The sequence below is a fragment of the Streptomyces sp. NPDC051913 genome, from assembly GCF_044593635.1.
GTDB lineage: Bacteria > Actinomycetota > Actinomycetes > Streptomycetales > Streptomycetaceae > Streptomyces.
The window spans coordinates 697061-709220 of the sequence record NZ_JBIUCI010000002.1 but is presented as its reverse complement, the minus strand read 5'-3'; the positions used below and the strand labels follow the sequence as shown (position 1 = coordinate 709220).

Sequence of the window (12160 nt, the reverse complement as noted above, 5' to 3'; positions counted from 1 at the left end):
GCTCACCCCTTCCACCGGGTCAGCGTGCGCCCTACGACCTGGTCGGCGTCGGCCGCCGCGTCCTCGTCCACGACGCCCAGATAGCGGCGCCGGACCTCGTCGGAGGCGGCCAGTTCCGCGGCCGGGCCCTCCAGGGTGACCTCGCCGACTTCGAGGACGTACGCGTGCGTGGCGAGGCGCAGGGCGAGGGCGGCGTTCTGTTCCACGAGGAGGACCGCGGTGCCCTGGGCGTTGATCTCCCGGACGGTGTCGGCGATCCGCTCGGCCATGAGCGGGGCGAGGCCCAGGGAGGGTTCGTCCAGGAGGAGGACCTTCGGGGCGGCCATCAGGGCGCGGGCGACGGCGAGCATCTGCTGTTCGCCGCCGGAGAGCAACCCGGCGCGCTGGTGGGCGCGTTGGGCCAGGACGGGGAAGAGTTCGTGGACGCGGGCCAGCGCGCCGGCGCGGCCCGCCCGGGCGCCGCCGAGGGCGCCCGCGCGCAGATTGTCGGCGACCGTCATACGGGCGAACACCCGGCGCCCTTCGGGTACTTGGCAGACACCGGCGGCGACCACCCGGTCCGGCGGGAGTCGGTCCAGCCGTCGGCCGGCCAGGCTCACCTCGCCCTCGGTGACCGCGCCGCCCTGGAACGACAGGGTGCGGCTGATGGCGCGGAGCAGCGTCGACTTGCCCGCGCCGTTGGAGCCGAGGACCGTCACGACGGTTCCCTCGGGCACCTCCAGGGACACCCGGCGCAGGGCGCGCACGGGGCCGTATCCGACCGACAGGTCCCGCACCACGAGTCCGGATCCGACCATGGACTTCCCTTCTGTCCTCACTCTGTGTGGCGCTCACCCCAGCACCGGTGCGAGCGCGCGTCCACGGCCCGCCGCAATCTCGCTGCGGGTGCCCAGCGGGCCGGTGCCACCGTTGTGCGCGCGCACAACGCTGCGTGTCAGGGGCCTGTGCGGGGCCCGGTCGCGATGGCATCCTCCGGACATGGGGAGGCGACGGCCGCGGACCGGTCATGACTGGAAGCTGCTTGCGGAGTCCTGCACGGCTCTGCTGGAACGGGTGCCGGAGCTGGTCGACGAGCACCTCAGGCAACTCTTCGACCACTCGCCCGTCTACGCGCAGGTGCTGCCGTACGACCAGCAGTGGCGGGAGGCCGAGGAGGCGATACGGATCGGGATCGAGACGATCTCCGCGCCCCGGGACTCGCCCCGCCGTGACCTGGAGTGCGCCGAGGGCGCGGGACGGCGGCGGGCTCGGCAGGGGCTGCCCCTCGACCTGTTGATCCACGCCTACCGCAACGCCGGCTATCTGGTGTGGGACGCGCTCGTGGAGGGCGCGGCCGGGCGGGAGCCGGAGCGGCTGGCGGCGCTCATGCGGTCGACGACGATGGTGTGGTCGGCGGTGGACGCGCAGGCGGAGGCTGCCTCGGAGGCGTACCGGGCGACGGAGGCGGAGCTGCGGCGGCGGACGGACGAGCAGTTGCAGGCGCTGCTCGACGCGCTGCTGGAGGGCCAGGCGACCCCGGGGCTGGCCGCCCGTGCGGCGGCCGGGCTCGATCTGCCGGAGCACGGCCCCTACGCGGTGGTCGTGCTGCGGGCCGAGCGGCGGGAGCCGGCCGAGCGGCCGGTCCAGGGGGCCGGGTTCCGGTTCATCTGGCGGATGCGGGCCGACGGCGAGGTGGGGGTGGTGGCCCTCTCCCCCGGTCAGGGCCTGGACGGGGTGGCGCGGGTGCTGGAGGGGCGGTGCTCGGGGCCCGGTGGGATCAGCCCGGTGGTGCCCGGCCTCGCCGAGCTGGGGCGGGCCCGGCGGCTGGCGGAGCTGGCGCTGCGGACCTGTCCGCCGGACGGCACCGCCGTCGTACGCCTCGATCAGCGCATGCCGACGGCGCTCGTGGTGAGTCAGCCGGAGCTGGCCGACCGGCTGGTGGCGGACGTGTTCGGCGGGCTGCTTGAGCTGGAGCCCGCCGACCGGGCCGTGCTGCTTGAGACCCTGGACGTGTGGCTGGCCTGCGAGGGTTCGGCGGGCCGGGCCGCCGGACGGCTGTACTGCCACCGCAACACGGTGTTCAACCGGCTGCGGCGCCTGGAACAGCTGACGTCACGGTCGCTGGCCCGGCCGCGGGACCTGATCGAGATGACGCTGGCGCTGGACGCGTACCGGTTGTCCGGGGCCCGCCGCTGAGTTCCTCAGGTGAGAAAGTCGCGCGCGATCTGCTCCGCCACCCGCTCCAGGATCGGCCCGGCGTCGGCGATGCACTTCGCCACGTCCGGCTCGACCTCGGTGAGCGGGTACGCGCGTCGGATGCCGGCCCTGCCGAGCGCCTCCGGGGGCAGGGCGAGGCGACCGCACACCGCGACGACCTCCTTGCCGGCGGCGCGGGCCGCGGCGGCGACGCCCGCGGGGGCCTTGCCGTGCAGGGTCTGCTCGTCGAGGGAGCCCTCACCGGTGATGACCAGGGCGGCCCGCTCCAGCGCGGGGGCGAAGCCGAGGACGTCGAGCATGACCTCGATGCCGGCGCGGAACCGGGCACCGATGAGGAGCGCGCCGTAGCCGATGCCTCCGGCCGCGCCCGCGCCCGGAGACGCGGCGTACTCGGCGGCCTTGGCGCCGACCGTGTCCTCCAGCACGCGCGCGTAGTGGGCGAGGGTGGCGTCCAGGGTCTCCACGTCGTCCGGGGAGGCGCCCTTCTGCGGGCCGTAGACCGCGGGCGCGCCCTTCGGGCCGGTCAGCGGGTTGTCGACGTCGCTGGCGAGGACCAGCTCCACGTCGGCGAAGCGCGGATCGAGGCCCGACAGGTCGGCCGAGGCCAGCTCGGCGAGACCGCCGCCGCCCGGGGCGACCGGCTCGCCGTCCTTGTCGAGGAACCGGGCGCCGAGCGCGGTGAGCATGCCGGCGCCGCCGTCGGTGGTGGCGCTGCCGCCGACGCCGAAGACGATGGTGCGGGCGCCCGCGTCGAGCGCGGCCCGCAGCAGCTCGCCGGAGCCGTAGGTGGACGAGGTGAGGGGGGCGAAGACGCCCTTGGGCAGCCGCTGGAGCCCGCTGGCCTCCGCCATCTCCACGACGGCGGTGTCGCCGCGCAGCGCGAAGGCGGCGGTCACCTCCTGGCCGAGGGGTCCGGCGACCTTGATCTCGTGCCGTTCGAAACCGGCCGCGACCGCCGCGTCCACGGTGCCGTCGCCGCCGTCGGCCACGGGCAGCGCGGCCACGTCGACGCCCGGCGCGACCCGGCGCAGCCCGGCCGTCACCCGCTCGGCGACCTGCACGGCCGTCAGCGATCCCTTGAACTTGTCCGCGGCGATGAGCACCCCGTGGGCACCGTTGCCTGCAGCGAAAGCCACCTTGCATTCCCCTTGCTCTCCGGGCCTCACGCATGTCAGGCCAGTCGCGCCGCTGCGACCATAACCGGAGCTGCCCCTCGCCGTCATGCCCCGCCCGGACCTTGAGAAGCGGCTACGACCCCCCTGTGCGGACCCCTGGAATCGGGTAAACCGGTCCTATGACCCCTGTGGGCAGTGAGCCAGAGCTCGCCGACCGCGTTCTCGGGGGCTGGCTGGGCCGGATCGCGGGCAACATGCTCGGCAAGCCGGTCGAGCAGGGCGACCTGTGGACGCGGGACCGGATCGACCGTTATCTGCGGCAGGCCGCCGCCCTGCCGCTGACCGACTATCTGCCGGAGCCGCCGAGCGAGAGCGACGGTTTCGAGCTGCGCCCGGAGTGGCGGAGTTGCGTGCGTGGCCGGATCCACGGCAGCTGCCGTGACGACGACGTGGACTACGCCATCCTCGGCCTTGATCTTCTGGAGACCCACGGTTTCTCCTTCAGCACCGAGCAGGTCGGTGATCTGTGGCTGCTGAGGCTGCCGTACCTCCAGACGTTCACCGCCGAGCGGGCCGCCTACCGCAATCTCGCCAACGGGCTGAAGCCGCCGCTGACGGCGACCTACGACAACCCGTACCAGGACTGGATCGGGGCGCTGATCCGCGCCGACATCTACGGCTGGACCTGTCCGGGCGCCCCCCGCCGGGCGGCCTCGCTGGCGCGCCGGGACGCGGTGCTCTCGCACACCGGGAACGGGGTGTACGGGGCGATGTGGGCGGCGGCGCTGGTGTCGGCGGCGTTCACCGCGGCGACCGTGCGCCACGCCCTGGACCAGGCGCTCGCCGTCGTCCCGGCGGGCAGCAGGCTGGCCAGGACCGTGCGCCGGGTGATGTCCCTCCACGACACCCGGATGACCTGGGAGGACACGCTGACGACGGTGGGCGAGGAGACCGCCGGGCTCGGCTGGATCCACACCGTCCCGAACGCCGCGGTGCTCACCGCCGGGCTGCTGTACGGCGACGGCGACTTCACCCGGACCGTCACGCTGACGGTCCGCGGCGGTCTGGACACCGACTCCAACGGGGCCACGGCCGGCTCGGTGGCCGGGGTGCTGACCGGTGCGCGGGCGATCCCGGCGCAGTGGAAGGATCCGCTGGAGGACACGGTGCGCAGCGCGGTGTTCGGCTTCGACGGGGTACGGATCAGCGAACTGGCGGAGCGGACGGTGCGATTGATCGACGGTGACTGATCAGCGCGGGGGCGTCTTACCCTTCTGGCATGACCAGCGCTCAGGACTTCGCCACATATCTCGCCGGCCTCCCCCGCATCCTCGCCGGTGCCGCCGCCCTCTTCCGTGACGGGGAGGGGCGGCTGCTGCTCGTCGAGCCCAACTACCGGGAGGGCTGGGCGCTTCCGGGCGGCACCATCGAGTCGGACGACGGCGAGACGCCCCGTCAGGGCGCACGCCGCGAGACGCTTGAGGAGATCGGGCTCGACCGCGAACTCGGCCGACTGCTCGCGGTGGACTGGGTGTACCGCCCGGGCATGCCGCCGCTGGTGGCGTACCTCTACGACGGTGGCGTCCTCGGCGAGGACGAGCTGAAGGCGATCCGGCTCCAGGAGGAGGAGCTGCTGTCGTGGCGGCTCGTGCCGCGCGAGGAGTTGGACGACTATCTGCTGGGCACCCTGGGCGGCCGGGTGCGGGCCGCGCTGGATGTGCTCGCGGAAGGAGCAGGGACGGCGGAGCTGGAGAACGGCCGACGGGTTTCCTGACGCCTGTTGATCCGGGTGTCGATTCCCGTCGATTCCCCTGCGGAAATGTGTTCTTGAAGCTACGCCCTTGCGCGTATGGACCCCCTGTATCCGCGCCAATAGCGTGCGAGTCCTCGCCTTATCCGCAGATACCGGCGGCCCGGGTTTTCCTTGCCGCCGGATTCAATTACAGGGGGAACCATGCGGGTAATCGTTCAGATACGCCCGGAACCCGATCTCGTCCAGGCGATCGTGGATCCGTCCGTCAGCACTCCGCCGGCCTCGGACGTGGCCGGCTCACTGCCCGGCCTCGCGCTCGACCCGGACTTCGTGCCGGTGCCGGTGCCGCAGCCCAAACCGGCGTACTCCGACGGCGATCCGCTGTCGCTGGACCAGCCGCTCACCTTCTCGCTGGCTCCCGAGGACGCGAGCGTCCTGGTGCGCGGCGAGATACAGGACCGCGACGGCGCCGCGCGGCTGGCGATGCTGGGCGCCAAGCGCCCCGACATCGTCGGGATCTCCGCCGACCCGGCCGTCGAGACGATGCCCACCTGCGGCAACACGCCCCCGGTCGGCGACTGGCACGACGTGCAGCGGTTCGTCACGGACGCGCTGAAGAGTGAAGGGCTGGACGGGACGGGCGTCCCGCTGGCCATCGTCGACACCGGCATCAACGTCGCGCACCTCGGTACGGTCCTCGGCTCGCCCGTGACGGTCGACGCGGCGCGCAGCTGGAAGCCGCCGGGGGTGGCCGGGAACTTCGGTCAGTTCCCGGTGAACCACGGCACGATGTGCGCGTTCGACTCGCTGATCGTGGCCCGCAAGGTGTCCCTCCTCGACCTTCCCGTGCTGCTCTCTCAGCGGCAGGGCGCCACCGTGATGGAGGGGCTGCTCTCCGACGCGATCTCCGCGTACGCGCACCTGTGGGGGCTGCTGGAGCAGATGCCGCGCGAGCGGCGCCGGATGGTCATCAGCAACAGCTGGGGGTCGTTCCAGCCGACGTGGGACTTCCCGCCGGGACACCCGGGCAACTACTCCGACAACCGCGCCCATCCGTTCAACCTCATCGTCGCCGCCCTGGAGGTCTCCGGCGCCGACATCCTGTTCGCCGCGGGCAACTGCGGTGTCGAGTGCCCCGACGGGCGCTGCGGCTTCCCGAGCCGGCCCATCAACGGAGCGAACTCGCACCCCGGTGTGCTGTCCGTGGCCGGGGTGGACACGCATGACGCCCGGGTCGGCTACTCGTCCCAGGGGCCGGGACGGCTCGCCGTGCGCAAGCCGGACATCGCCACGTACACGCACTTCAGCGGATCGAAGGCGTTCGGCCAGAACAGCCCCGACTCGGGGACGTCGGCCGCCTGTCCGGTCGCGGCCGGCGTCGTCGCCGCGATCCGCAGCAAGGTGTCGGTGAAGGATCTGTCGCCGTCCCGGATGCGTACGCTGATCCGCCGGTCCGCGCACGACGTGGGCGGTCACGGCTACGACTTCGACTACGGGTACGGCATCATCAACACCGCGGCGATCGTCGACGCGGTCCGCCGCCTCGGCAAGACCACCGCCCGTCTGTAGGAGACCCATGGCTCCCGAGAGCCCCACCGTCCTCATCACCGTGACCCTGCCGCCGGGTTCGACCCTGGACGACGCCCGTCACCGTCTCGGCCTCACCGAGCACGAGGTCGACACGGCGTACGGCCTGGTCCCCGTGGACCCGGCGAACGGCACCTACGCGTTGCTGGTGACCGCGGAGGCCGGTGCGCGGCTCCAGGGAGCCCCCGAGGCGAGGGGGTCGTACCAGGGCCCCTTCGCCAACCCGAAGATCGAACCGTTCGGTCCGGTGCAACCGAAGGACGACGAGCCGGACGAGGACGACGGCCGATAACCGTTGGCTCCGCCCGACCGCGTCGATCTACCCTCGGCCGCATGAACAAGCCCCTCGTGGCCCTTCTCAGCGGCGCAGGAATTTCCACCGACTCCGGGATTCCGGACTATCGCGGCCCCAACGGTCTGTGGCGTCGGGATCCCGAGGCGGAAAAGCTCGTGACGTACGACTACTACATGAACGATCCGGAGATCCGGCGGCGTTCATGGCTCCTGCGAAAAGACAATCAGGCGCTCGCGGCGCAGCCCAACGCGGCGCATTTCGCGGTGGCCGAGCTGGAGAAGTCCGGGGTACCCGTGCGGGTGATCACACAGAATGTGGACGGGCTGCACCAGCTCGCCGGGATGCCGGCCCGCAAGGTCGTCGAACTGCACGGCACCGCACGGCAGGTGGTGTGCACGCGGTGTCATGCGCGCGGGCCCATGGAGGACACCCTCGCGCGGATCGACGCCGGGGAGGACGACCCGGCCTGCCGGGAGTGCGGCGGGATCCTGAAGTCCGCGACCGTGATGTTCGGCGAGCGCCTCGACCCGGTCGTGCTCGGTCAGGCCGCCGCGATCACCAAGGCCTGCGAGATCTTCATCGCCGTCGGCAGCACCCTCCAGGTCCAGCCCGCCGCCGGCCTCGCCGGCGTCGCCGCCGACCACGGCGCCCGCCTGATCGTCGTCAACGCCGAGCCGACCCCGTACGACGACCGCGCCGACGAGGTCATCCGAGAACCGATCGGCACGGCCCTGCCGGAACTGCTGCGCCGGCTGCGGGGCTAGCCACCGGTCAGAACAGCGCCGCCCCCTGTTCGAAGTCCAGCAGGCGCTGCTTGCGTTCCAGGCCGCCGCCGTAGCCGGTGAGGCTGCCGTTGGAGCCTACGACGCGGTGGCAGGGGACGATGATGCTGATCGGGTTCTTGCCGTTGGCGAGGCCGACCGCGCGGGAGGCGCCGGGGTTGCCGAGGGCTTCGGCGAGGTCGCCGTAGGAGCGGGTCTCGCCGTACGGGATGCGGAGGAGCTGGTCCCAGACGCCGCGCTGGAACGGGGTGCCGTGCAGGTGGAGTTCGAGGGTGAACTCCTTCAACTCCGAGGCGAAATAGGCCTCCAGCTGGTCCACGGCCTCGCCGAAGGGGCGGTCGTCGCGGGCGCCGAACGTCTCCTGCGCGGGGCGATGGCGCTGGTCGGTCATGTAGAGGTTGCTCAGGGTGCCGTCCGTCGCGACCAGGGTCAGCGGGCCGTACGGACTGTCGATCACGGTGTGCTGCTTCAGAGCGGGAACAGAGGTCACGGAACGTCCTTATACCGGAAGGAAGTTGATCGGGTGGCTGTCGGTCGCCCACAGGTACTGGACCGCGTACGCCCGCCACGGCCGCCAGGCCGCCGCTCGCGCGGTCAGCGCCGCCGGGGTCGAGGGGAGGCCCAACTCCTGGGCGGCCTTGCGGATGCCGAGGTCGGTGGGGAGGAAGGCGTCGGGGTCGCCGAGGGCGCGCATCGCGATGACGTCGGCCGTCCAGGGGCCGAAGCCGGGCAGGGCGAGGAGGCGGGCGCGCGTCTCCGTCCAGTCGCCCTCCACGCCCAGGTTCAGGGAGCCGTCCGCCAGTTGGCCGACGAGGGTGGTGAAGGTGGTGCGGCGGGTGCGGGGCATGGCGAGTGACTCGGGGTCCAGGGCGGCCAGTTGCTCCGGGGACGGGAAGAGGTGGGTGAGGCCGCCCTCGGGGTCGTCCACCGGGTCGCCATGGGCCGTCACCAGCCGGGCCGCGTGGGTGCGGGCGGCGGCGGTCGAGACCTGCTGGCCCAGTACCGCCCGGACCGCGAACTCCGCCTCGTCCACCGTCCGCGGCACCCGTCGCCCGGGCGCCTTCGCGACCAGCGGCGCCAGCACCGGGTCCGTGCGCAACTGGTCGTCGATCGCCACCGGGTCGGCGTCCAGATCGAGCATGCGGCGGCACCGGCTGATGGCGACCGTCAGATCGCGCAGGTCGCTCAGGGTGAGGCGGCAGGCGATGTGGTCGGGGTTCGGGGTGAGCGCCACGATGCCGTGGCCGTACGGCAGTCGCAGTGTGCGGCGGTAGGCGCCGTCCCGCCACTCCTCCACCCCGGGCACGGCGGTCGCCGCGAGGTGACCGAAGAGGTTGTCGGGGTTGAGGGGGGCGCGGAACGGCAGCCGGAGCGTGAGAACCCCGGGGGTCACCGCGCCCGCGTTCCCGCGCGGCACCCGTGACCGCAGCTCGCTCGGTGAGAGCGCGAAGACCTCGCGCACGGTGTCGTTGAAGGTGCGGATCGAGGAGAAACCGGCGGCGAACGCGATATCCGCCATCGGCAGGGCCGTCGTCTCGATCAACAGCCTTGCGGTCTGGGCGCGTTGGGCCCGGGCCAGGGCGAGCGGCCCCGCGCCCAGCTCGGCGAGGAGCTGGCGTTCGACCTGCCGGGTGCTGTAGCCGAGCCGCACGGCCAGTCCCGGCACGCCCTCGCGGTCCACGACCCCGTCGGCGATCAGCCGCATCGCGCGGGCGACCAGGTCGGCGCGCTGGTTCCACTCGGGGGACCCGGGGCTGGTGTCCGGGCGGCACCGCTTGCAGGCCCGGAACCCGGCCTGCTGGCAGCCGGCCGCGCTCGGGTAGAACGTCATGTTCGCGGGCTTGGGCGGCACGGCCGGGCAGCTGGGCCGGCAGTAGATCCGGGTCGTCAGGACCGCCGTGAAGAACCACCCGTCGAACCGGGCGTCCTTGGACTGGACGGCGCGCACGCAGCGCTCGGTGTCGGTGTGCATCCCTTTCTGCATACGTCCAGCATGGTGCAGCGCAGGAGGGTCGGCTGGCGGGAATCCGACATCAACGTCGCGCTGGCTGGACCTGGCCGGATCGCCAGGCCGACTCCCGCAGCAGCCGCAGCCCGTTCAGTCCGACGAGGACGGTGGAGCCCTCGTGGCCCGCGACACCGAGCGGCAGGGGGAGGTGTCCCACCAGGTCCCACACCACCAGGACGGTGATGAAGGTCCCCGCGATGACGAGATTCTGCACGACCAGCCGACGGGCGGCCCGGGACAGCCGTACGACCGCCGGTACGGCTGTCAGCTCGTCGCGCACCACCACCGCGTCGGCGGTCTCCAGCGCCAGGTCGGAGCCCCCGCGGCCCATCGCGACCCCGGAGTGGGCGGCGGCGAGCGCGGGAGCGTCGTTGACGCCGTCGCCGACGAACAGCACCTTGCGACCGGCGTCCTGCATCTCCCGTACGGCGTTCACCTTGCCCTCGGGGAGCAGACCGGCACGGACGTCGGTGAGCCCGGCGGCCTCGGCGACGCGGGCGGCGGCGCGGGCGTTGTCGCCGGTCAGAAGCGTGGGCGGGGTACCGGTCAGGGCGGTGAGGGCGGCGGTCGTGGCGGGGGCGGCGGGGCGCAGCCGGTCGGTGAGGGCCAGGGTGCCGACGGGGACGCCGTCACGGGTGACCCGGACGACGGTGGCGTCGCCGGGGGCGGCGCCCGGACGACCGACCGGCTCCCGCCCCTCCCCGTCCACCCGGCCGACGCTCACCGACCGCCCCTCCACCGTTGCGGTAACCCCCCGCCCCGGCATCGCGGCGAACCCCTCGGCCCGCGCGATCCGCACCCCCCGCCCCCGCGCCGCCCCCACGATCGCCCGGGCCAGCGGATGCTCACTGGGCAGCTCGGCCGCCGCGGCCAAGCCCAGCAGCGCGTCCTCGTCGAGCCCGGAGTCCGGTGTCGGACGTACCGCCGTCACCTCCGGCGCCCCCTCCGTCAGCGTCCCGGTCTTGTCGAGCGCGGCGATGTCGATCTCCCCCAACCGCTCCATGGCCACCGCCGACTTGACCAGCACCCCGTGCCGGCCGGCGTTGGCGATGGCGGACAGCAGGGGCGGCATCGTCGCGAGGACGACCGCGCACGGCGAGGCGACGATCATGAAGGTCATCGCGCGCAGCAGGGCACCGGTGAGGTCGGCGCCGAAGACGAGCGGCACGGCGAAGACGGCGAGCGTGGCGGCGACGATCACGACGGCGTACCGCTGCTCGATCCGCTCGATGAACAGTTGCGTCGGCGCCTTGGTGCGGGACGCCTCCTCGACCAGGGTCACGATGCGGGCGATGACGGAGTCGGCGGGGTCGCGCGCGACGCGGACCCGCAGCGCGCCGGTGCCGTTGAGGGTGCCGGCGAAGACCTCGTCGCCGGGGCGCTTGACCACGGGGAGGGGTTCACCGGTGATGGTCGCCTGGTCGGCCTCGCTGACCCCGTCCAGCACCCGCCCGTCGGCGCCGATCCGCTCCCCCGGGCGGATCAACAGCACATCGCCGACGGCGAGTTCGGTGGCCGGGACGACGGACTCCGCGCCCGCGTCGTCCAGTCGGGTCGCGGTCGTGGGCGCGAGGTCGAGCAGGCCGCGCACGGAGTCGGCGGTGCGGGCGGTGGCCAGGGCCTCCAGGGCGCCGGAGGTGGCGAAGATGACGATCAGCAGCGCCCCGTCGAGGACCTGGCCGATGGCGGCGGCACCGACGGCCGCGACGATCATCAGCAGGTCGACGTCGAGCGTCTTCTCGCGCAGCGCCCGCAGCCCTTCGAGCGCGGGCTCCCAGCCGCCGGTGCCATAGGCGACGGCGTACAGCGGCCCGTACGCCCAGGCCGGGGCACCGGACAGGTCCAGGGCGAGGGCCACCAGGAACGCGGCCGTCGCGGCGAGCGCCCAGCGGGCCTCGGGGAGAGCGAGGACGCGGGTGCGGCGAGGGGGCGCGGTGCGGGTGGGGGCAGGAACACGGGAGGGGGCAAGAGTCGCTGACACCCGGCCACCATACAGGAACACATGAAGACTCATTCATCTGTTCATGTGCGGTGGGTAAGATACCCCGCATGGGTCATGGAGCCGTCACCAGCACCGCCGAGGAGCGTGTACGCCTCGACGCGGGCAATGTCGCGAAGGTCGCCACCACGCTCCAGGCCCTGTCGACGCCCTCCCGGCTGCTGATCCTGGCGCGCTTGCGCGAAGGGCCGCTGCCCGCGACGGAGTTGGCCGCCGAGGTGGGGATGGAGCAGTCGGCGTGCTCGCACCAGCTGAGGCTGCTGCGCAACCTCGGCCTGGTGGTGGGCGAGCGACGCGGCCGCTCGGTCGTCTACACGCTGCACGACCACCATGTCGCCGAACTCCTCGACCAGGCCGTCTATCACGTGGAGCACCTGCGCCTTGGCCTCAGTGACACCGCCGACTGAGACGGCTCCCGCGCGCCG

Annotated in this window: 12 protein-coding genes; 7 read left to right on the top strand and 5 right to left on the bottom strand. The window is 72.9% G+C overall.

Annotated elements, in window-relative coordinates; all coding sequences use genetic code 11:
• Positions 1 to 2: 2 nt before the first annotated feature.
• Positions 3 to 797 carry an ABC transporter ATP-binding protein gene (locus ACIHIX_RS08370; RefSeq protein ID WP_399951591.1) on the bottom strand — a complete coding sequence of 265 codons (795 nt, stop codon included), beginning with the start codon at positions 795 to 797 and terminating at the stop codon, positions 3 to 5.
• A 181-nt stretch (positions 798 to 978) separates the two neighbouring features.
• Here ACIHIX_RS08370 and ACIHIX_RS08365 point away from each other — a divergent pair, with 181 nt between their 5' ends.
• The gene (locus tag ACIHIX_RS08365) at positions 979 to 2175 is read left to right on the top strand and encodes a PucR family transcriptional regulator (RefSeq protein WP_399951590.1); all 1197 of its coding nucleotides are present in this window, start codon (positions 979 to 981) and stop codon (positions 2173 to 2175) included.
• A gap of 5 nt (positions 2176 to 2180) precedes the next feature.
• On the opposite strand, the gene ACIHIX_RS08360 is transcribed toward ACIHIX_RS08365, so the two are convergent.
• Complete coding sequence (locus tag ACIHIX_RS08360; RefSeq protein WP_399951969.1) at positions 2181 to 3299, bottom strand: glycerate kinase; 1119 nt, start codon at positions 3297 to 3299, stop codon at positions 2181 to 2183.
• A 191-nt stretch (positions 3300 to 3490) separates the two neighbouring features.
• On the opposite strand from ACIHIX_RS08360, the gene ACIHIX_RS08355 reads away from it, so the two are divergent.
• From ACIHIX_RS08355 to ACIHIX_RS08335, 5 genes are all read left to right on the top strand, one after another.
• On the top strand, positions 3491 to 4561 hold the full coding sequence (locus ACIHIX_RS08355; protein WP_399951587.1) for an ADP-ribosylglycohydrolase family protein: 1071 nt from the start codon (positions 3491 to 3493) through the stop codon (positions 4559 to 4561).
• A gap of 29 nt (positions 4562 to 4590) precedes the next feature.
• On the top strand, positions 4591 to 5085 hold the full coding sequence (locus ACIHIX_RS08350) for an NUDIX domain-containing protein (RefSeq protein ID WP_399951584.1): 495 nt from the start codon (positions 4591 to 4593) through the stop codon (positions 5083 to 5085).
• Positions 5086 to 5265: 180 nt separating this feature from the next.
• Positions 5266 to 6633, top strand: coding sequence for a S8 family serine peptidase (locus tag ACIHIX_RS08345; protein WP_399951581.1), 1368 nt, complete (start codon positions 5266 to 5268; stop codon positions 6631 to 6633).
• Positions 6634 to 6640: 7 nt separating this feature from the next.
• A complete protein-coding gene (locus ACIHIX_RS08340; protein WP_399951578.1) occupies positions 6641 to 6943 on the top strand; it encodes a hypothetical protein in 303 nt (100 codons plus the stop codon).
• A gap of 41 nt (positions 6944 to 6984) precedes the next feature.
• Positions 6985 to 7710: an SIR2 family NAD-dependent protein deacylase gene (locus ACIHIX_RS08335; protein WP_399951575.1), complete on the top strand. Its 726-nt coding sequence runs from the start codon at positions 6985 to 6987 to the stop codon at positions 7708 to 7710.
• 7 nt (positions 7711 to 7717) lie between these two features.
• Here ACIHIX_RS08335 and ACIHIX_RS08330 read toward each other — a convergent pair whose 3' ends face one another.
• Genes ACIHIX_RS08330 through ACIHIX_RS08320 form a run of 3 tightly spaced genes read right to left on the bottom strand, consistent with a single transcriptional unit; the run spans position 7718 to position 11750 of the window.
• Positions 7718 to 8200 (bottom strand): methylated-DNA--[protein]-cysteine S-methyltransferase, encoded by a 483-nt coding sequence (locus tag ACIHIX_RS08330; RefSeq protein WP_399951966.1) that lies wholly within the window; start codon positions 8198 to 8200, stop codon positions 7718 to 7720.
• A gap of 27 nt (positions 8201 to 8227) precedes the next feature.
• On the bottom strand, positions 8228 to 9712 hold the full coding sequence (locus ACIHIX_RS08325; RefSeq protein WP_399951572.1) for an AlkA N-terminal domain-containing protein: 1485 nt from the start codon (positions 9710 to 9712) through the stop codon (positions 8228 to 8230).
• Positions 9713 to 9761: 49 nt separating this feature from the next.
• Entirely contained in the window at positions 9762 to 11750 is a 1989-nt protein-coding gene (locus ACIHIX_RS08320; protein ID WP_399951569.1) for a heavy metal translocating P-type ATPase, read from the bottom strand.
• Between the two features lie 35 nt (positions 11751 to 11785).
• Between ACIHIX_RS08320 and ACIHIX_RS08315 the strand changes: the two genes are divergently transcribed.
• Positions 11786 to 12142, top strand: a complete 357-nt coding sequence (locus ACIHIX_RS08315) for a metalloregulator ArsR/SmtB family transcription factor (RefSeq protein WP_079308492.1) — start codon at positions 11786 to 11788, stop codon at positions 12140 to 12142.
• Positions 12143 to 12160 lie beyond the last annotated feature (18 nt).

Bases quoted from the DNA above. Each gene is read 5' to 3' on its own strand.
- ACIHIX_RS08365 (WP_399951590.1), top strand. From the start codon at position 979: ATGGGGAGGCGACGGCCGCGGACCGGTCATGACTGGAAGCTGCTTGCG.
- ACIHIX_RS08350 (WP_399951584.1), top strand. From the start codon at position 4,591: ATGACCAGCGCTCAGGACTTCGCCACATATCTCGCCGGCCTCCCCCGC.
- ACIHIX_RS08335 (WP_399951575.1), top strand. From the start codon at position 6,985: ATGAACAAGCCCCTCGTGGCCCTTCTCAGCGGCGCAGGAATTTCCACC.
- ACIHIX_RS08370 (WP_399951591.1), bottom strand. From the start codon at position 797: ATGGTCGGATCCGGACTCGTGGTGCGGGACCTGTCGGTCGGATACGGC.
- ACIHIX_RS08355 (WP_399951587.1), top strand. From the start codon at position 3,491: ATGACCCCTGTGGGCAGTGAGCCAGAGCTCGCCGACCGCGTTCTCGGG.
- ACIHIX_RS08315 (WP_079308492.1), top strand. From the start codon at position 11,786: ATGGGTCATGGAGCCGTCACCAGCACCGCCGAGGAGCGTGTACGCCTC.
- ACIHIX_RS08320 (WP_399951569.1), bottom strand. From the start codon at position 11,750: ATGAGTCTTCATGTGTTCCTGTATGGTGGCCGGGTGTCAGCGACTCTT.
- ACIHIX_RS08340 (WP_399951578.1), top strand. From the start codon at position 6,641: ATGGCTCCCGAGAGCCCCACCGTCCTCATCACCGTGACCCTGCCGCCG.
- ACIHIX_RS08325 (WP_399951572.1), bottom strand. From the start codon at position 9,712: ATGCAGAAAGGGATGCACACCGACACCGAGCGCTGCGTGCGCGCCGTC.
- ACIHIX_RS08345 (WP_399951581.1), top strand. From the start codon at position 5,266: ATGCGGGTAATCGTTCAGATACGCCCGGAACCCGATCTCGTCCAGGCG.